Source organism: Neobacillus drentensis (genome assembly GCF_021560175.1).
In the GTDB taxonomy this organism is placed as follows: domain Bacteria; phylum Bacillota; class Bacilli; order Bacillales; family Cytobacillaceae; genus Neobacillus; species Neobacillus drentensis_A.
Map to the genome: position 1 here is coordinate 2,528,279 of NZ_CP091110.1, position 18,423 is coordinate 2,546,701.

17 protein-coding genes, 1 pseudogene and 2 riboswitches are annotated in these 18,423 nt (G+C 40.1%); of the genes and pseudogenes, 14 read left to right on the forward strand and 4 right to left on the reverse strand.

Annotation, left to right across the window (positions count from 1 at the left end; genetic code table 11):
* Positions 1 to 56: 56 nt before the first annotated feature.
* The 4 genes from L1999_RS11600 (at position 57) to pssA (ending at position 4,151) form a co-directional block, all read left to right on the forward strand.
* Entirely contained in the window at positions 57 to 1,592 is a 1,536-nt protein-coding gene (locus L1999_RS11600) for a carboxypeptidase M32 (protein WP_235743680.1), read from the forward strand.
* 266 nt (positions 1,593 to 1,858) lie between these two features.
* Complete coding sequence (locus L1999_RS11605; RefSeq protein WP_235743681.1) at positions 1,859 to 2,632, forward strand: TerC family protein; 774 nt, start codon at positions 1,859 to 1,861, stop codon at positions 2,630 to 2,632.
* A 127-nt stretch (positions 2,633 to 2,759) separates the two neighbouring features.
* Positions 2,760 to 3,431, forward strand: coding sequence for a phosphatase PAP2 family protein (locus L1999_RS11610; protein WP_235743682.1), 672 nt, complete (start codon positions 2,760 to 2,762; stop codon positions 3,429 to 3,431).
* A gap of 93 nt (positions 3,432 to 3,524) precedes the next feature.
* The gene (pssA, locus tag L1999_RS11615) at positions 3,525 to 4,151 is read left to right on the forward strand and encodes a CDP-diacylglycerol--serine O-phosphatidyltransferase (protein WP_235743683.1); all 627 of its coding nucleotides are present in this window, start codon (positions 3,525 to 3,527) and stop codon (positions 4,149 to 4,151) included.
* A gap of 74 nt (positions 4,152 to 4,225) precedes the next feature.
* On the opposite strand, the gene qoxD is transcribed toward pssA, so the two are convergent.
* From qoxD to qoxA, 4 genes are read right to left on the reverse strand one after another with little or no spacing between them, the layout of a single operon-like run.
* Entirely contained in the window at positions 4,226 to 4,519 is a 294-nt protein-coding gene (qoxD, locus tag L1999_RS11620) for a cytochrome aa3 quinol oxidase subunit IV (RefSeq protein ID WP_235743684.1), read from the reverse strand.
* 1 nt (position 4,520) lies between these two features.
* Positions 4,521 to 5,126 carry a cytochrome aa3 quinol oxidase subunit III gene (gene qoxC, locus L1999_RS11625; RefSeq protein WP_235743685.1) on the reverse strand — a complete coding sequence of 202 codons (606 nt, stop codon included), beginning with the start codon at positions 5,124 to 5,126 and terminating at the stop codon, positions 4,521 to 4,523.
* Entirely contained in the window at positions 5,116 to 7,098 is a 1,983-nt protein-coding gene (gene qoxB, locus L1999_RS11630; protein WP_430540012.1) for a cytochrome aa3 quinol oxidase subunit I, read from the reverse strand. The genes qoxC and qoxB overlap by 11 nt, the downstream gene beginning before the upstream one ends.
* Complete coding sequence (qoxA, locus tag L1999_RS11635) at positions 7,095 to 8,066, reverse strand: cytochrome aa3 quinol oxidase subunit II (RefSeq protein ID WP_235743686.1); 972 nt, start codon at positions 8,064 to 8,066, stop codon at positions 7,095 to 7,097. Before qoxA ends, qoxB begins: the two co-directional genes overlap by 4 nt.
* A 376-nt stretch (positions 8,067 to 8,442) precedes the next feature.
* On the opposite strand from qoxA, the gene L1999_RS11640 reads away from it, so the two are divergent.
* The 10 genes and pseudogenes from L1999_RS11640 to L1999_RS11685 all read left to right on the forward strand — a co-directional run bounded on the left by L1999_RS11640 (position 8,443) and on the right by L1999_RS11685 (position 18,382).
* Positions 8,443 to 8,748: an iron-sulfur cluster assembly accessory protein gene (locus L1999_RS11640; protein WP_235744327.1), complete on the forward strand. Its 306-nt coding sequence runs from the start codon at positions 8,443 to 8,445 to the stop codon at positions 8,746 to 8,748.
* 151 nt (positions 8,749 to 8,899) lie between these two features.
* Positions 8,900 to 9,652, forward strand: a complete 753-nt coding sequence (locus L1999_RS11645; protein WP_235744328.1) for a Cof-type HAD-IIB family hydrolase — start codon at positions 8,900 to 8,902, stop codon at positions 9,650 to 9,652.
* A gap of 106 nt (positions 9,653 to 9,758) precedes the next feature.
* A complete protein-coding gene (locus tag L1999_RS11650; protein WP_215046162.1) occupies positions 9,759 to 9,959 on the forward strand; it encodes a cold-shock protein in 201 nt (66 codons plus the stop codon).
* A 286-nt stretch (positions 9,960 to 10,245) separates the two neighbouring features.
* Entirely contained in the window at positions 10,246 to 11,706 is a 1,461-nt protein-coding gene (gene katA, locus L1999_RS11655; RefSeq protein WP_235743687.1) for a catalase KatA, read from the forward strand.
* A 328-nt stretch (positions 11,707 to 12,034) separates the two neighbouring features.
* Complete coding sequence (locus L1999_RS11660) at positions 12,035 to 13,282, forward strand: CapA family protein (protein ID WP_235743688.1); 1,248 nt, start codon at positions 12,035 to 12,037, stop codon at positions 13,280 to 13,282.
* 112 nt (positions 13,283 to 13,394) lie between these two features.
* Positions 13,395 to 13,865: a GyrI-like domain-containing protein gene (locus L1999_RS11665; protein ID WP_235743689.1), complete on the forward strand. Its 471-nt coding sequence runs from the start codon at positions 13,395 to 13,397 to the stop codon at positions 13,863 to 13,865.
* Between the two features lie 100 nt (positions 13,866 to 13,965).
* A riboswitch (FMN riboswitch) is annotated at positions 13,966 to 14,112 on the forward strand.
* Between the two features lie 182 nt (positions 14,113 to 14,294).
* Complete coding sequence (ribE, locus tag L1999_RS11670; RefSeq protein ID WP_235743690.1) at positions 14,295 to 14,954, forward strand: riboflavin synthase; 660 nt, start codon at positions 14,295 to 14,297, stop codon at positions 14,952 to 14,954.
* A gap of 27 nt (positions 14,955 to 14,981) precedes the next feature.
* A pseudogene (ribB, locus tag L1999_RS11675) lies at positions 14,982 to 15,608 on the forward strand (3,4-dihydroxy-2-butanone-4-phosphate synthase); the annotation flags it as partial.
* 31 nt (positions 15,609 to 15,639) lie between these two features.
* On the forward strand, positions 15,640 to 16,110 hold the full coding sequence (ribH, locus tag L1999_RS11680; protein ID WP_215046153.1) for a 6,7-dimethyl-8-ribityllumazine synthase: 471 nt from the start codon (positions 15,640 to 15,642) through the stop codon (positions 16,108 to 16,110).
* A gap of 125 nt (positions 16,111 to 16,235) precedes the next feature.
* Positions 16,236 to 16,423: riboswitch (cobalamin riboswitch) on the forward strand.
* A 129-nt stretch (positions 16,424 to 16,552) separates the two neighbouring features.
* Positions 16,553 to 18,382: a DUF4430 domain-containing protein gene (locus L1999_RS11685; protein ID WP_235743691.1), complete on the forward strand. Its 1,830-nt coding sequence runs from the start codon at positions 16,553 to 16,555 to the stop codon at positions 18,380 to 18,382.
* Positions 18,383 to 18,423 lie beyond the last annotated feature (41 nt).

Below are 18,423 nucleotides of genomic sequence, written 5' to 3' on the forward strand. Positions count from 1 at the left end.
TTTGAATTTTTACTTTATAATAAATGAGTATGAAGTCAGATAGGGGGTCGTCTATAATGGAGCAGAACATGGTTCAACCATCCTCATTAAAAAAGACATTGGAACAGTTTAACCTGCTGGACGAGAAAATAACGCACTACTCTAGCATCTTGGGATTAGTGGATTGGGACCAAAAAGTGATGGCGCCGAAAAAAGGCCGCAACGTTTTTGCCAAAGCCACCGGAACCTTACGAACCGAAATCTTTCAGTTGTCGGTATCACAAGAAATGGGTCAATTGTTAGAAACGCTTACTCTAAAAGAAAATCGTTCACAATTGGACCAAGTGACAAAGGCAAAAGTACGCGAATATAACGATTATTATCAAAAATCTCAAGCCATACCTGCTGATCTGTTCAAGGAATATAGTATTCTAACTGCCCAGGCCAATGATGCCTGGGAAGAAGCTAGAGAAAACAATGATTTTGCCAGCTATCTGCCCTTTTTAGAAAAAATAATTGACTATAAAAGGCAATTTGCTGAAATATATGGCTATGATGACCACCCTTATGATGCTTTGCTCGATGAGTATGAGCCAGGATTAACGGTGAAAAAATTGGATCCGTTATTTGCCAAATTACGGAAATCAAGTGTGCACTTGTTAGACAGAATCAGGAAGGATGGTCAACCAACAAATGTGGAGATGTTTAATCAATCCTTTGAGATTGAAAAACAAAAGGCCTTTAATCGGTTTATTTTACCTTTGATTGGTTTTGATATGCAGGCCGGGCGACTTGATGAAACTGTCCACCCGTTTGCGCAAACCGTTAATATTGGAGATGTCCGTTTAACAACGCGTTATTTAGAAAAAAATGTGCGCTCGGCATTATTTGGGACGATTCATGAGGCAGGACATGGCATTTATGAACAGCATATCAATCCAAGCTTCGAAGAATCCGTACTCCAGAGTGGGGCATCTTTTGGAATTCATGAATCACAATCGAGATTTTTGGAAAATATGATCGGCCGCAGCAGGGAATTTTGGCATTTCTTTTTTCCTAAGCTTGCCGAGTATTTTCCCGTTCAATTGCAGAATGTGACGGAGGAGGAATTCTATCGTGCCGTTAATACCGTTGAGCCTTCAATGATTCGTGTCGAGGCAGATGAACTCACCTATAACCTGCATATTATGCTGCGCTATGAAATCGAAAAAGCCTTAATCGGCGGAGAAATTGAAGCTAGGGATTTACCGGCAATTTGGAATCAGAAAATGAGGGATTACCTGGGGATTACGCCTAGTACGGATACAGAAGGGGTCTTGCAGGATGTACACTGGTCCTTTGGCGGGATTGGCTATTTTCCATCGTACTCATTAGGAAATTTATATGCAGCGCAAATTCTCCGCACCATTCAACAGGACATCCCGGATCTCTACAGCCAGATTGAAAACGGCAATCTTGAGATTATTCAAGACTGGTTGAAGGAGAATATCCATCAGTATGGAAAACTTTATACCCCGAATGAGTTAATTGTTAAAGTAACTGGTGAGGAGTTAAATGCCGATTACCTCATCGAATATCTGGAGAAAAAATATACAGAGGTATATGGCCTATAAAAATCATTGACATCTTTATTCCAGTTTAGTATATTAATAGTAATTAAATATTTCCTTTTAAAGGGGAGTAGCTGCTACAATAAAGTCGTCATTTCGAGAAATAACTTTCTCCGGCTTTATTGGCAACATGAACGTTGTTAGCAAGACCTTTACTTTACTGTAAAGGTCTTTTCTGTGTTTTTTAGGCCTTTACTGTTACAGTAAAGGCCTATTTTTATGGCGTGAGGGAGTATTTGAAAAAATGGACCCTTAGGGAGGAATTAGGTATGGATGTTACTTTATTATTGGAATATGGCTGGGTGTTACTCATTTTGGTCGCTTTAGAAGGACTGCTAGCAGCAGACAATGCCCTCGTCCTTGCAATTATGGTAAAACATCTTCCTGAAGAAGACCGAAAAAAAGCATTGTTCTATGGTTTAGCAGGGGCGTTTATATTCCGTTTTGCCTCTTTATTTGTTATTTCGTACCTTGTAGACGTTTGGCAGGTGCAGGCTATTGGAGCACTATATTTAATTTTTATGGCAGTAAACCATATTTTCCGGAAAGTAGTAAAGAGAAAAGCAGAAGACAACGTCGAAACAGTTTCTAAGAAGAGCAGCGGATTTTGGATGTCGGTATTTAAGGTGGAAGTGGCGGATATTGCCTTTGCCGTTGATTCAATTCTGGCAGCAGTAGCGATGGCAGTGGTTCTTCCAGACACACCGCTTCCAAATATCGGTGGCCTTGATGGTGGTAAATTCCTTGTCATTTTTGCTGGTGGTATTATCGGCCTTGTCATCATGCGTTTTGCCGCAAATCAATTCGTAAAACTGTTGGAAAGGAGACCTGGACTCGAAATTGCAGCCTTTACGATTGTGGGCTGGGTAGGAGTAAAGCTTGCTGTTTATACACTGTCACATCCATCATTGGCGATTTTAAATGAGGAATTTGCCCATTCCACGGAATGGAAGGTAAGCTTTTATTTCGTGTTAGTTGGAATTGCAGCAGCTGGCTGGGTCTTTTCAAAAGAGCAGCGAGAAACAAAAAAAGCAAATGTTTGAGAAAGGACTCGCCATTTGGCGAGTTTTCCTTTATTCTCTAAGGTAGTGTCCTTCTATGTTTCACATACTATTCCAAGTAAAAGAGATATTAAGGTTAGGACACATTAGCGTCTAAAGAGGATCATTCATGAAATTAAAATCACATTTAACTTTGGCGTTCCTCATTAGTTTAGCCTCTATAATTGGTTTTTGTTTTATGTCATTATGGATTAGTGACCATAAAATTATTCGTTTTGACAGCACCATTATTGGGTATGTCCAAGGATGGGAAACTCCCGCCCTTACTCGGATCATGATGTTTTTTACTTTTATTGGTTCAGCGCCATTTGTTGTAGTGTTAAGTCTCATCTTGTTATTTTTTCTATATAAAGTTCTGCATCATCGTCTGGAACTCATTTTATTTGTTTATGCTGTTATCGGTTCAGCCATACTTAATCAACTTTTAAAGCAATTTTTTCATCGAATGCGTCCTGATTTTAATCGATTAATTGAGATTGGCGGCTATAGCTTTCCCAGTGGTCATGCGATGAATGCTTTTACAGTTTATGCAACCATCACTTTTTTGCTTTGGCGTCACATTTCATATCGATGGGGCCGGGCTATTTTATTAGTGGGAAGCATATTTATTTTTATATTGATTGGGAGGAGTCGAATTTATCTCGGGGTTCACTACCCGAGTGATATTATTGGCGGGTATTTTGCAAGTGGCTTTTGGGTGGGAACGGCCATTTTGTTTTTCCAAATTTACAAAGAAAAGCGTTATAATAGAAATCATAACCGGCAAAAAAAACCTGCCTAATTTTATTATTTTTTTGGAGTGATACATATTATCAGAAACAGTATTCCTAACTTATTTACACTTGCAAATTTATTTTTTGGTTTTTTATCTGTAATGAGTTCCGCAGAAGGGGATTACAAGAATGCAGCGATTCTAATTTTAATTGGGATGATGCTTGACAGCATGGATGGCCGGATGGCCAGAATGCTGCGGGCGGATAGTGAATTAGGGAAGGAATTGGACTCATTGGCCGACATTGTCACTTTCGGAGTGGCTCCTGCGATGATGGCCTATTATTCGTACTTTTCTTCCTTTGGCATACTTGGAATGGCTGTTGCTGGACTATTCCCGTTATTTGGCGCCTATCGGTTAGCTCGGTTTAATATCAACGCTGTTAAATCCTCACTAAAACATTTTACAGGTGTTCCGATTACAGCAGCAGGCGGTCTATTAACCCTTTTAACCTTATTTCAATTGAAAATGCCAGGGTTCATTTTTGTAATTGCTTTTTTCGTATTATGCATTTTGATGGTGAGTACCATTAAAATCCCAAGTTTAAAGGAAATACCCTTGCCGAAATATGGAATCATCATTACTCTATTCCTAGGATATGCAATCTACATTGTCTTTAAAAAAGAATCGCACCGTTTTCCATACTTCATTTATGTCGCCATCCCACTTTATGTAGCCTTCATTGGTTACCAAATGGTCCGGACAAAAAGAAAACACACGACAAAATAAAGAAAAGGTGACAGGCACCATGTGAGAATTCACATGGTGCCTGTCACCTTTATTACTGTTATCACTATTTAAACTTACATTCCGAATGACATGACCCAAATAGATCCGGCTACCGCTACGAATGCGATGAACACTCCGGAAGCGATGTTGATGATATTTGATTTGCCGTCTTCACCTTCGTTCAAGTGCATGAACATGAAGAGCTGCAGGGCAGCTTGGATGACGGCTAAGCTGCCAATCACCCAAAGAATGGTCTTGAAGGAAAGAGATGTTTTTAAAGCAATACCTAATGCTGCGAAGGTAAGTACCAACGAAGCGATAAAGCCCAAGACGTGAGTTAACGGAAATCCTTTTGTATTTTTAGCCATTTTATGCCACCATCCTTGCTAAATACACAAATGTGAAGATAAAGATCCAAACAACATCCAAGAAGTGCCAGTATAGGCCGATAATAAACGTCTTTCTTGCAGTAACAGGTGTTAAACCTCTTTGCAGTAATTGAATAATAACCATGGTTGCCCAGCCAATACCCATACTTACGTGAAGACCGTGGGTACCAAGCAAGACAAAGAAGCTAGATAAGAAAGCGCTGGTTTGCATAGTAGCACCTTCATGAACATAATTAATAAATTCAGTTACTTCAAAGAATACGAAGCCTGCACCAAGCAGCAGGGTAATGACAAACCAGAGAATTAACCCATTACGATTATTCCGGCGCATTTCATAAATAGCAAGACCCATGGTAAAACTACTTGTTAACAGCAAAATGGTTTCAATCATGACACCCTTTATTTCAAAAAGATCATGTGGAGTAGGACCACCCGCATATCTTGCATTAAGGACCGAGAATGTTGCAAAAAGTGTACCGAAGAGGATAATCTCGGCTCCTAGGAAAATCCAGAAGCCAAGAAAGTTCATACGGTTTTGTTCTGTTTGATATTCAAGTGGTAAAGCTGTATTTACATTAGCTGACATGGTTGTTCACCCCTTTATCTTTACCGCGCCATGCCTTCTCAATTTTTTTAATTTCATCGACTTTCACATGGAAGCCGTCATTATAATCGAAAGAACGTACGATTAATCCGCCAAGGATACCGACAGTTGCCACAAGGGCAGCGATCTTCCATTCAAAGACAAGGAAGAAACCGGCAACTCCGAAGATAACACCCATATAGAATGGCAGACCTGAATTGCTAGGCATATGAATTTCTTCAATTTCTTCGTCTTTCAAAGTAAGACCTTCATTATGCTTTTTCATATACCAGAAAGCATCGATTGACTTTACTTCTGGTTGTTTAGCAAAGTTATAGAATTGAACAGGTGAAGCAGTTGCCCATTCTAGTGTTCTTGCATCCCATGGATCGTTAGAAATATTACGGTCTGCATATCTAGCACTCCAGTAAATGTTGTAGCAAAGAACCGCAAAACCAGCCGCTAAAATTACCGCACCAATAGCAGAAACTAAGAACAATGGTGCAAATCCTGATTCCGCAGAGAATGTGTACGCACGGCGTACCGCTCCATCAAGACCAAGGAAGAACATTGGCATAAATGTTACGTTAAAACCAATGACGAATAACCAGAAATGAATTTTACCAAGCTTTTCATTTAACATATGACCGAACATTTTTGGCCACCAGTAATATAGCGCCCCGAATACCGCGAACACGACACCAGGTATTAAGACATAGTGGAAGTGAGCAACAAGGAATAGGGTGTTATGATATTGATAATCTGCTGCACCCATTGCAAGCATAACCCCTGTGACACCACCGATGATAAAGCAAGGAACGAATGCAAGTGCCCAAAGCATCGCTGTCGTAAATTGAATCCGGCCTTTTCTCATCGTGAATAACCAGTTAAACATCTTAACTCCTGTCGGGATCGCGATCATCATCGTTGTGATGGAGAATACGGAGTTAACAGCAGGGCCTGAACCCATTGTAAAGAAGTGGTGAACCCATACTAACATACTTAAGGCTGCAATACCGACAATCGAAAATACCATTGATTTATAACCAAAAAGCGATTTGCGAGAGAAAGTTGAAATGATCTCAGAGAACATCCCGAATGCTGGAAGTACCACGATATAAACCTCAGGGTGTCCCCATAACCAGAATAGGTTAACCCACATCATATCCATTCCGCCGCCGCTTAATGTAAAGAAATGAGTACCGAAAATACGGTCAAAAGTCATCAGCGCTAGGGCAACTGTGAAAATTGGAAAGGCCGACACAATGATTACAGACGCAATAAAAGAAGTCCAAGTAAACATTGGCATTTTCATAAGGCCCATGCCTTTTGTTCTCATCTTTAGAACTGTAACAACAAAGTTAATCCCGGTCATCAGGGTACCGATACCTGCAATCTGCAAAGCGACCGCATAATAATTGTTCCCGATACCTGGAGTAAATTCTTTACCCGCTAGAGGGAAGTAGGCAGTCCAACCTGCATCAGGAGATCCGCCGATAACAAACGAAATGTTGAAAAGCATCGCACCTGCAAAGAATAACCAAAAGCTTAGTGCATTCAATTGTGGGAACGCAACATCACGTGCCCCAATTTGTAAAGGAACAACAACGTTCATAATCCCAATTAATAATGGCATCGCTGCAAAAAGAATCATGATAACGCCGTGTGTTGTAAAAATTTCATTGTAGTGCTGCGCATCTAAAAACTTTAATTCCGGACGTGAGGTTTGGGCTTTCATTAAAAGTCCATCCACACCACCGCGGAAAAACATTAACACACCCGAAAGGATATACATAATCCCAATTCGTTTATGGTCAACAGTGGTCAACCATTCGCGCCAAAGCCACTTCCATTTTTTTAAATAACTTACTAAAGCTACAATACCAATAACAGTTAGTAAAATAGCAATCTGCGAACCTAGGATGAGAGGGTTGCCGACGATAAAGAAATCATGCCAATTTATGCTTCCCATCATTGTTCACCTCCGTTTGAATTATCTTTCGAGCTATCCGATGTTTCTTTTGATGTCTCGGTAGAAGGCTCTTCATCCTTAAAGATTTGACCTTTTACGCCATGGACTTCATATAATTTTGGATTCGTATAAGTTTTTGAGTTCATTTGTCCATGGTCAACCCATTGCAGATGTGTACCGACGAAGGTTTCACGCCCTAAATGGGTTGGTTTCAGCAATTCGTCGTATTTTTTCTCTGTTAATTTAGGAGCCTTAGATTTTACATCTTTAACCCATTTTTGAAAGTCTTTTGTAGACTTAGCCTCAACGGTAAACTCCATATCAGCATAGCCTCTTCCGTTAAAGTTCGTGTTTCTTCCTAAGTACTCTCCAACTTGATCGGCAGTAAGATACAATTCAGTTTCCATTTTATTCATTGTATACTTCTGACCGCCTAATTGTGGAACCCAGAATGATTGCATTGTACCGGCAGATGTTAATTTAAACTTAACAGGTGTGCCAGCAGGAATGTTCACATAATTGACCGTTTCAATTCCTTGTTCCGGATAACTAAAAATCCACTTCCAGTCAGCTGAGGTCACGTTAATCGTAATCGGCTTCTTATTTTCATACCCAGCAGGAACCTTTTCAAGCTTGTAAATCGTTTTTACAGTCGGAATCGTGAGAGCAATAACGATTAGAATTGGAATAAAAGTCCAAATTAACTCTAATTTTGTACTGCCGTGTTCCTCTGGAGGCTCATAGTCTTTATTCGCATCTGTTGCACGGTATTTCCAAACGATGTATCCGAATAAACCAACTACAACAACAACCACAAGAGCCATAAAGACTAATGACCAGTTAATTAAGTCAAGAATTTCTCTTGCTGCAGGCCCTTTTGGATCAAAAACAAGCATTTTTGAATCACATCCGCTAAGGAGCAGCACAGGCAATAAAGCCAAAAGTGGAACAATATAGTTCTTTTTAAGCATGTTTTATTTCCCTCCAAAAATATTTGTTCATTTGTTCACAATTCCAACGTGAATGTATTCACAAACTTCATTAGAATAATACATTTACTTTGAAATTACAAGTAATTGAATTTAAATTAATTCTTAACTAATATTCATTAGCTGAACAATTTTGCTATCACAATATTAACAATTTCGCCATAATGTTTATATAGGTTTATTGAAAAAGTTGTGACAAATTTGTTAAGGATTTAAAATGCTAATCTGGAAATGGAATGGAAAAGGGGAAATGAATTACCAATTTACCTACATTATAGCTCATTTAGGTTTTAAAATTGTCTATTTTGAGCCTATCGTGGGATAATAAAGCAGAATACATAATAGAGGAGAGCACATGATGAAGGTAAAAGTTAATCGGCATGCGGCAAAAGCATTGAAAAAGATGTTGGAAGAAGCTGGGGCAGAAGGCAAATTATTTCGCGTTTATGTGACAAGTGTGCACGGAGATCATGCCCATTATGATTTGAAGCTTGATACTCCAACTGAAAATGACGAAGTAGTCAAATCGGATAAGGAAATAGATTTCATCCTCGATAAAAATGATGAATACCTAGACGATATCTGGATCCAATTTTTCCATGTTCCAAATGAAGAGTGGCTGATTACGAACCCTTCAAAAGGTGGACATCATCACCATCATTAAGTTTATTTATAATCCAATTCCTGCTGGGACAGCAGGAATTTTTTGCACCGATAATTATATTATGTAAACTGATGATTGATCATTTTTGAAATCAACCTAGTAATAATGGTATCTTATATAAGAACACGGGAGAAGGGAGTTTATGACAATAATGGAAAACTTCAAAAGTGATGTTGAGGTTAAATTAGTTGCGCTCGATATGGATGGGACCTTATTAAACAATAAAGGGTGTATTTCACTAGCCAATCGTCAAGCCATTAAATCTGCAAAAGATAAAGGGGTTATCGTTGTTCTAAGTACCGGCCGTTCATTGTTAACCTGCCGTGAACATGCAGATGACTTAGAACTCGGCTCCTATTTGGTAACCGTAAATGGGAGCGAGATTTGGGATGAAAATCGGGAATTAGTTGAGAGAAACCTCGTAAGCCCTGAGCATATCCAGTGGATGTGGAATCTTTCAAATCAGCATAAAGCCAAGTTCTGGGCAATCAATACAGAACGGACCTTGCATAATGAATTACCAGAGGATCTTTACAATTTTGAATGGTTGAAGTTTGGTTTTTCGATTGATGACGACGCAACAAGGGAATTAGTACTAAATGAACTCACCGCAAAGGGTGAATTTGAATTAACTAATTCTACTTTAAAAAACATAGAAGTCAATGCGGCCGGAATAAACAAGGCCCGCGGGCTGGCGGTTGTCTGCGAGAGATTAGGAATAGACATGAAAAATGTGATGGCGGTTGGCGATAGCCGGAATGATTTAATGATGATTAAGGAGGCGGGACTTGGGGTAGCCATGGGAAATGCCCAAGAAGTGGTGAAGGAAGAAGCCGACTGGATTACGTCTTCAAATGAAGAAGATGGGGTCGCTAAAGCAATACAAAAATGGGTACTAGAATAATTAAAATTTTACTGGTATAAAGAGTTATCACCTTGGTAAAACTAGATGTGCAAGTTTATTTTGCAAAATTTATGATATGGCTACATGCTAGGAGGCTACAACGAAAATGGAACATGGTAAAGTAAAATGGTTTAACAGTGAAAAAGGATTTGGATTCATTGAGCGTGAAGGCGGAGAGGATGTATTTGTTCATTTCTCAGCTATTCAAGGAGATGGATACAAAACTTTAGATGAAGGTCAAGAGGTTACATTTGAAATCGAAAATGGCCAACGTGGACCGCAAGCAGTCAACGTTCAAAAACAATAGACCTATCAGCAAAATAGACTCTCTCCCTGGAGGGTCTGTTTTTTTTCTCCATTTAACTTCCTACACGAAGGTTTCCACTTCTAACCAAAATAAATAAAATTTTTGGACGTTATTTCTTATTTTTGGGAATAACGTCCTTCTTTTTTTAATACGAATGTAATAGTGAGTACAAGTTAGAATTGATATTGTTTATTAGATTATAATAATTATTATTTAGTATTGATTTCTACTAAATTTATATTATAATCTAGTTAAAGTTTTAAAAAATAGTTTACGAGGTGATTAAATGAGTAACACAAACAAACATTTAACGACAGGAACAGGTGCCCCTGTAGGAGATAATCAAAATTCCATGACGGCAGGTTCACGAGGTCCAACCTTAATTCAAGATGTTCACTTACTGGAAAAATTAGCTCATTTTAACCGTGAACGAGTTCCTGAACGTGTGGTTCATGCCAAGGGTGCCGGTGCACATGGTTATTTTGAAGTGACAAAAGATATGTCGGAATTTACAAAGGCAAAATTGTTTAATGGGGTCGGCAAACGCACGCCGATGTTTATTCGCTTCTCTACGGTTGCTGGTGAGCTGGGTTCAGCTGATACGGTCCGTGACCCGCGTGGTTTTGCCGTAAAGTTTTACACAGAGGAAGGGAACTATGACTTGGTAGGAAATAATACACCTATCTTCTTTATTCGTGATGCGATCAAGTTTCCTGACTTCATTCATACGCAAAAAAGAGATCCAAAAACGCATTTGAAAAATCCGAATGCGGTCTGGGATTTCTGGTCATTATCGCCTGAATCCTTACACCAAGTAACCTATCTAATGGGTGACCGTGGTCTTCCGGCAACATTGCGTCATATGAATGGTTACGGCAGCCATACATTTAAATGGGTGAATGAGAATGGTGAAGCGGTCTGGGTAAAATACCACTTTAAGAGTGAACAAGGTGTTAAAAATATGTCTGCGGACGTGGCGGCAAAATTAGCTGGAGAAAATCCGGATTATCATACGGAGGATTTATTTAATGCTATTGAGAATGGTGACTTCCCAGCGTGGAGGCTTCATGTCCAAATCATGCCATTTGAAGATGCCAATACGTATCGATTTGATCCATTTGATGTCACAAAAGTCTGGTCTCATAAAGATTATCCTTTAATTGAGGTCGGCAGAATGGTTCTAAACCGCAACCCGGAGAACTATTTTGCCGAGGTTGAGCAGGCAACCTTCTCGCCAGGAACGATGGTACCCGGGGTAGAGGCTTCACCTGATAAAATGCTTCAAGGCCGATTATTTGCCTACTCTGATGCCCATCGCTACCGTGTAGGTCCTAACCATAACCTCCTGCCAATCAATCGTCCAAAGGCAGAGGTGAATAACTACCAGCGTGATGGTGCTATGCGGTTTGACAATAATGGCGGCGGCTCCGTTTATTATGAGCCTAACAGCTATGGCGGTCCTAAGGAAGCTGCCCAACATCGTCAAACTGCTTTTGAGGTAACAGGTGCTGCAGCACAAGTTGCCTACGACCATGATGACCATTATACGCAAACTGGTGATCTATACCGCTTAATGTCTGAAGAGGAGCGAACTCGATTAGTCAATACGATTGTAGGGGCGATGAAACCGGTCGAGCGAGAGGATATCAAATTGCGTCAAATTCAGCATTTCTATAAAGCAGATCCAGAATATGGCGAGCGAATTGCCAAAGGGTTGGGATTGGCTATACCGCAGGAAGTAAAGTAAATCGAATGCAGAAGGTGTCCCAAAAGTATTACTTTTAGGAGCACCTTCTTTTTTATTCATTAAACTAGTCTGTTGATCTCCGCTCCAGGCACTTCGCTTTCCGCGGGCGGTACGGGGAGCCTCCTCGTCGCTTCGCTCCTGCGGGGTCTCCCCTGCCCCGTACTCCCGCAGGAGTCTTCGCGCCTTCCGCTCCAATCAACAGAGTGTGCTAAAATTATTCATCACTCACTTTTGGGTCAGCCACTGTTTTTATTTTTTCAACAAATTCCGACAGCATTTTTACGTCCTCCTGATTACACTAGTCTTCAGATAGGAGGAAATTGCTTTCATGTCTAGAAAATTATTATTTGCCTTCTTATGGATCCTGCTATTTGGAATAAGTACTCCAGTCCATGCACAGGAAAACAGTAAGACAATAGTATTAAATAAGGAAAACAACAAAATCAACTTTGGAAACTCTTCCTTCTATTTAAAGAATAGGTTCGGTAGATTCTTTCCAATGTCCGCTCAATTAAACCTTAGGGGTACCTTTTATGAACAGGTTACACTTCTTAGAAGGGATTATTCGAGAGAAAGAATAAGAAATGATACTGAAAATTTCAACGAGGTTCACAAGGAGCCGATCCGCTTAACCTTTGCTGGGGATACGATGATGGATTGGTCCGTAAAAGAAACGGTGCAGCAAAAGGGACCGGACTATCCTTTTATACATATAAGAGATGAACTGGTTTCAAGTGATCTTAGCATCCTGAATTTGGAGACATCGGTTACTACGGGTGGGACAAAACAAGGAAAGCAATATACCTTTCGTTCAAATCCAAGTGCCTTGCCGGGATTAAAAAATGCGGGCTTTCAGCTTGTCAGCCTAGCGAACAATCATTCTCTTGATTTTGGACAAACAGGGTTTACCGATACACTTGCATCCATAAAACAGGTTCAATTAGATTACGTCGGCGGAGGATTAACGAAAGAGGAAGCTTATAGCGCAAAAACCTTCACATTAAAAGGGAGAACAGTAAAAATACTCGCTTTCTCAAGGGTGCTGCCAGACTATTCGTGGGTCGCAACAGAGACTAAACCCGGCCTTGCTAATGGATATGATCTAAGCCTAATCGAATCCACTATTAAAAAAGAAAAGCCAACCGCTGACTATCTTTTCGTGTTTATCCATTGGGGAGTAGAAACTAAACGTTCTCCCGAGCCGTTTCAGCGGGAGTGGGCAAGGAAGATGATCGATTCAGGTGCAGACGGGGTAATTGGCAGTCATCCCCATGTGCTCCAAGGATTTGAATACTACAAAGGGAAGCCAATTGCCTATTCGCTAGGGAACTTTTTATTCCCCAATTATATAAAAGGGAACGCAGCTCAAACTGGAATTCTTCATGTTGATATTGATAACGAAGAAATGAAGATGTCCTTTGTTCCATTTAGGATATCACACGACCAAATTGTAAACCAAAGTGATCAAGAAAAACGAGCTGTTTGGAAGGAACTTCAAGGATTGTCCTATGGGGGATTAACAATCGAAAATGGAGATATGTCTGAAAAAACAACTGTAGCAAAAACAAATCCATAAAAAAGAATTTTTGTAGAAAAATTTTTGTGAAGGTCGAATGATTTAGGAAGGAATTCATGGATATTATTCGAATTATAGGAATAGGATGAAGTAAAAAAAGGGGGTCTTCAAAGTGAGTATTAAGGTGATAGAGAAAGACGAACTAAAAGTAGTTGGTATACCTTGGACAGGTACCTTCTCTGAAGCACAATCAATTCCAAATCTTTTTCGTAAAATGGAGGATCGGATAGAGGAAGTTTCTTGCCTGACCAGCGAACCGGTTGTGATTGCACCGTTTCATAGCAGGGAGACAGAGTTAACTTATTATGTTACAAAACCTGTTGGGGAAATTGAAAATGTACCGGATGGTATGGTGGGATTCTCCATTCCGAGAAAAAACTATGTTTGTACAACCCATAAAGGCAGCTTGAATGAGGTAGCAAATACATATCGACAGCTGATCACTTGGATGAAGGAATATGGTTATGAACAGGATTACCAAGCCTTAGGATTAGAAATTTTTAAAGAAGAATATAAGCATCAAAATAGGTCAGGAGACTTGTATTTTGAAATCTGTTTACCGGTGAAAACCTATAAATTGTAGTGGTGAAGGAGTTTGTAAACTCGGTTACTAAAATTATGTGACCGGAGCATTTCCCTTTACTATTTCCCTTTAGTATAATAAAATAACACACAAAGCTAAATATTTCCTTCGGGGTCAGGTGAAATTCCTAACCGGCGGTGATGAAGCGATTGCTTCTTAGTCCGTGACCCGTTTAACCATAAGTTAAACGGTGGATCTGGTGAAACTCCAGGGCCGACAGTTAAAGTCTGGATGGGAGAAGGATAAAATGGCGGGTAATGGATAGGGAAAAAATATGCCTATCAATACCCTTTATTTCCTATTGTCATTTTCAAAGACCCTAAAGAAATTCGTTTCTTTAGGGTCTTTTTTATACTCTGAAGGAGTTTAGATTTTATAGTCCTGTTAAAAGATAGTAGAAAAAGGCAAGCAAAAGTAAGGAGAAGGATAATGTTTACTGGAATCATTGAGGAAATAGGTAAAGTGGCAAAGATCCAGCGAGCGGCAAATTCGTATGTATTAACGATAGAAGCGGAAAAGATACTACAGGATATACATCTTGGTGACAGCATCTCTGTAAATGGTGTTTGCCTGACGGTTACTTCTTTTTCAAGTAGGCAGTTTACAGTGGATGTCATGCCGGAAACAGTCAAAGCGACCAGCCTAAATCATGTCCAGAGTGGAACAAGGGTCAATCTTGAGAGAGCAATGGCAGCTGGCGGCCGATTTGGCGGACATTTTGTCTCGGGTCATATCGATGGTACTGGAATGATTAAAAGAAAACAAGCACTGGAAAATGCCGTTTATTATGAAATTGAGGCTGATCCTGAGGTTCTGAGATATGTGATTGTACGTGGATCGGTGGCGGTAGACGGGACAAGCTTAACAGTATTTGATGTTTCAGACACGAGTTTTACCCTTTCGCTCATTCCACACACCTTATCCGAATCTGTAATTGGCTTAAAGGGCTCAGGCGATATCGTCAATTTAGAATGCGATATGATCGGCAAATATGTCGGCCATTTTATCAAAAGTATTGGTAATGAATCAAAGCAACAGAAAAAAACTGGGCTTACTCAAAGTTTCTTAGAAGAAAACGGATTTTATTAATGATAGAAAAAGATAAGGAGTGATTAGATGTTCGATTCAATAGAGGAAGCCATAGCGGATTTAAAAGAAGGAAAAGTCATTATCGTTTGTGATGATGAAGACCGGGAAAATGAAGGGGATTTTATTGCCTTGGCTGAAAAAGCAACTCCAGCGGTTATTAACCTTATGGTTACCCATGGCAGAGGGTTAGTCTGTGTGCCTATAGAGGAAGAATTAGCGAAGAAACTGGATTTACAGCCAATGGTTGAACACAACACAGACTATCATGGAACGGCTTTTACTGTCAGTATTGACCATAAATTTTCAACGACTGGAATATCGGCTTATGAACGCTCGGCCACAGTGTTAAGTTTACTCGATCCAGAAGCAAAAGCGGAGGATTTTAAAAGGCCTGGACATATGTTTCCGCTTATGGCGAAAAAAGGCGGGGTCTTGGTAAGAAACGGGCATACAGAAGCTGCCGTTGACCTAGCCAGATTATGTGGAGCAAAGCCTGCCGGAGTGATCTGTGAAATCATGAATGAAGATGGCACAATGGCACGTGTACCACAGCTTCGCAATTTAGCTGATCAATTGAACCTAAAAATGATTACCATTGAAGCATTGATTGAGTATCAAACCAAAAAAGAAAGCCCGTCAAAAACGAAGGCTGAAAATAAATAAATTAATCTTGGAGGAAATCAACATGACAAATATTTTTGAAGGTAATTTAGTAGGGACTGGGTTAAAAGTTGGGATTGTGGTCGGGAGATTTAATGAGTTTATTACTGGTAAATTATTAGATGGTGCGCAGGATGCGTTAAAACGTCATGGTGTAAGCGAATCTGACGTAGATATCGCTTGGGTACCGGGCGCATTTGAACTACCGCTGATTGCTCAAAAGATGGCATTCAGTAAAAAGTATGATGCGGTTATTACCCTTGGAACAGTAATCCGCGGTGCCACACCACATTTTGATTATGTTTGTAACGAAGCAGCTAAGGGGATAAATGCAACTGCATTAGCAAGCGGTATTCCTGTCATTTTTGGCGTTCTTACTACAGATTCAATTGAGCAGGCGATTGAACGTGCTGGTACGAAAGCTGGAAATAAGGGTTGGGATTCGGCAGTATCAGCCATTGAAATGGCGAATTTGTGCAGAAATATTGAACAGTAATGCCTGTGGGCAGTAAAGGATAAGAACAGGCAGGATAATGCCTGTTCTTATTTAAACTATTTATGATTTTAAGATAGGTGTATACAAAGGAAGCCATTTGTCGATATAATAGTCCTATCATAAAAAAATAGCACGGTAAAATAGGTGCTTAAGTCTTTACTAGACTCTAAGCTTAATAGGGAAGTTGGTTTAAAGCCAACGCGGTCCCGCCACTGTAAATGGGAGCAGCCTGCAGATGTCACTGTCGAAAGATGGGAAGACGCAGGAAGCGATGATCATGAGCCAGGAAACCTGCCTGTTTTCGACACAACAGCCTACGCGGATAGGAGAGTGTTAAGAATAGAAACGTACTATGGTTTCTAGCTTAACGTACATAACACTCCTCCTTCTATTAGGGGGATTTTTTTATGTCTATTTTTCTAATGAAAGGGATGCAAGTAGAATGTTAAAAAGAAAGAATTTATGGATGGCTTTGTTGTTAGTCATGATGGTACTGACAAGCGGCTTCCAAACACCAGTACTAGCGGCAGAGGGAAACCAAGGTAGTGTCACGGTATTAGGGTTGGACACGGCAGCTGTAGTACCGGAAAAAACACTCCAATATAGGGAGAAAGAAACAGCTGCCGAGGCTCTGATTGATGCGGTTGGTAAAGAAAATCTTGAATATACAGATAGCAGTTATGGACCGATGCTAACTGGTATTAATGGAGTAAAAGCAGGGGATAAACAATTTTGGGCCTTTTTTATTAATGGTATTTCCGCTCAGGTTGGACCGGACTCTTATGTAGTTCAAAATGGTGACAAAATAACATTTAGGCTAACCGATTATACTAAACCAGCACAGTCGACGGTTTCTTTAAAAGTTGTCGATGATAAAAAGAACCCAGTTGCAGAGTTTTCATCGTTAGAAGTGATTGGGAATCCTAATGCTTTTCAGTTATTACAAGTAGCGTTAGGAAATGATCAGGTTGGGTTTGAGGAAACACAGTATGGTAAGATGATTACCACATTAAAAGGTATTAAAGCCGAGGGATCTAACTTCTGGGGATTCTATGTGGATGGAAAAATGGCTCCTGTTGGTGCAGAAAGTTACCAGCTTCAGAATGGAAATCAAATCAGTTTTCAACTTGAATCCTATACACCTGCTCCAGGAGATGGAGGTAATGGAGAAACAACAACACCGGCAACACCGGCAACACCGACAACACCGACAACACCAACAACGCCATCCCCAGGGGGAATATCAGCTGATATTCTTCAAACTGCGGTAAATTCTACGAGTGCTTATGTACTGAAAAACGAAGTGGGCGAATGGCAGGTCATTGCCTTAAAGCAAGCGGGAAAAGCACTTCCGAAGGACTATCTTGCTGGAGTTAAGGCAATCGTGAAAGAAAAACAAGGAAAGTTTTCAAGAATTACTGATACCGAACGATATGCTTTAGGGATTTTAGCTGCGGGTGGTAATCCGACAAATGTAGAAGGATATAATCTAATTGAAGCAATCTATAATGGAAATGTGACAAAACAAGGCTTAAATGGGGTTGCCTATGCATTAGTTGCCTTAGACAGCGCGGAATTCACAATACCGAATTCGGCCCTATGGACAAAAGAAAAACTAATTAGTTATTTAACGGATCGACAAAACAGTGATGGCGGCTGGGCATGGGACGAAAGTTCAACTAGCGATATTGATACGACTGCAATGATTTTAACTGCACTTGCACCATTTAAGGATCAGCCTGGTGTAAAGGAAAAGGTTGAGGCATCCGTCAAGTATCTGTCTACTCAATATCAAGCATCCAAAATTGATAATAGTTCAACAGCTGCCCAAGTGGTTATCGCATTATCGGCGCTAGGAATGGATGCCAATAGCGGTGATTTTTCGAAAGACAATAACGGGCTTGTACAATATATGCTCTCATTCCAAAATAAAGATGGCGGTTTTGACTGGCAGGGAGGAGATGTGAGTGATCCGTTTACAACCTCACAAGCGGTTCAAGCATTAGTTGCATATAAACTGTTTACAGATGGAAAAGGTTCTTTATACCATCTCACCCTTTCGGCAGATAATCCAGCCGTCGAGACCCCGGCTGTTGTCACTCCGCAAACGGAACAGCCGGCACCGACAGCTACCGTTGTGAAAACTAACAGTCAAACAGGACACGCACTTCCTAATACAGCGACGAATATGTATAACCTTTTGGCTTTAGGACTTTTATTGATCATCGCGGGTAGCGTTTTTTATATCAAACAAAGAAAACAAAACCCATAAAAATCAATAATCCCCTCTTTGAATGATAAGAGGGGATTGTT

Excerpts from the sequence above, each read along its gene's own strand:
- L1999_RS11600 (WP_235743680.1), top strand. The coding sequence starts at position 57 with ATGGAGCAGAACATGGTTCAACCATCCTCATTAAAAAAGACATTGGAA.
- L1999_RS11605 (WP_235743681.1), top strand. The coding sequence starts at position 1,859 with ATGGATGTTACTTTATTATTGGAATATGGCTGGGTGTTACTCATTTTG.
- L1999_RS11610 (WP_235743682.1), top strand. The coding sequence starts at position 2,760 with ATGAAATTAAAATCACATTTAACTTTGGCGTTCCTCATTAGTTTAGCC.
- pssA (WP_235743683.1), top strand. The coding sequence starts at position 3,525 with ATGAGTTCCGCAGAAGGGGATTACAAGAATGCAGCGATTCTAATTTTA.
- qoxD (WP_235743684.1), bottom strand. The coding sequence starts at position 4,519 with ATGGCTAAAAATACAAAAGGATTTCCGTTAACTCACGTCTTGGGCTTT.
- qoxC (WP_235743685.1), bottom strand. The coding sequence starts at position 5,126 with ATGTCAGCTAATGTAAATACAGCTTTACCACTTGAATATCAAACAGAA.
- qoxB (WP_430540012.1), bottom strand. The coding sequence starts at position 7,098 with ATGATGGGAAGCATAAATTGGCATGATTTCTTTATCGTCGGCAACCCT.
- qoxA (WP_235743686.1), bottom strand. The coding sequence starts at position 8,066 with ATGCTTAAAAAGAACTATATTGTTCCACTTTTGGCTTTATTGCCTGTG.
- L1999_RS11640 (WP_235744327.1), top strand. The coding sequence starts at position 8,443 with ATGAAGGTAAAAGTTAATCGGCATGCGGCAAAAGCATTGAAAAAGATG.
- L1999_RS11645 (WP_235744328.1), top strand. The coding sequence starts at position 8,900 with ATGGAAAACTTCAAAAGTGATGTTGAGGTTAAATTAGTTGCGCTCGAT.
- L1999_RS11650 (WP_215046162.1), top strand. The coding sequence starts at position 9,759 with ATGGAACATGGTAAAGTAAAATGGTTTAACAGTGAAAAAGGATTTGGA.
- katA (WP_235743687.1), top strand. The coding sequence starts at position 10,246 with ATGAGTAACACAAACAAACATTTAACGACAGGAACAGGTGCCCCTGTA.
- L1999_RS11660 (WP_235743688.1), top strand. The coding sequence starts at position 12,035 with ATGTCTAGAAAATTATTATTTGCCTTCTTATGGATCCTGCTATTTGGA.
- ribE (WP_235743690.1), top strand. The coding sequence starts at position 14,295 with ATGTTTACTGGAATCATTGAGGAAATAGGTAAAGTGGCAAAGATCCAG.
- ribH (WP_215046153.1), top strand. The coding sequence starts at position 15,640 with ATGACAAATATTTTTGAAGGTAATTTAGTAGGGACTGGGTTAAAAGTT.
- L1999_RS11685 (WP_235743691.1), top strand. The coding sequence starts at position 16,553 with ATGTTAAAAAGAAAGAATTTATGGATGGCTTTGTTGTTAGTCATGATG.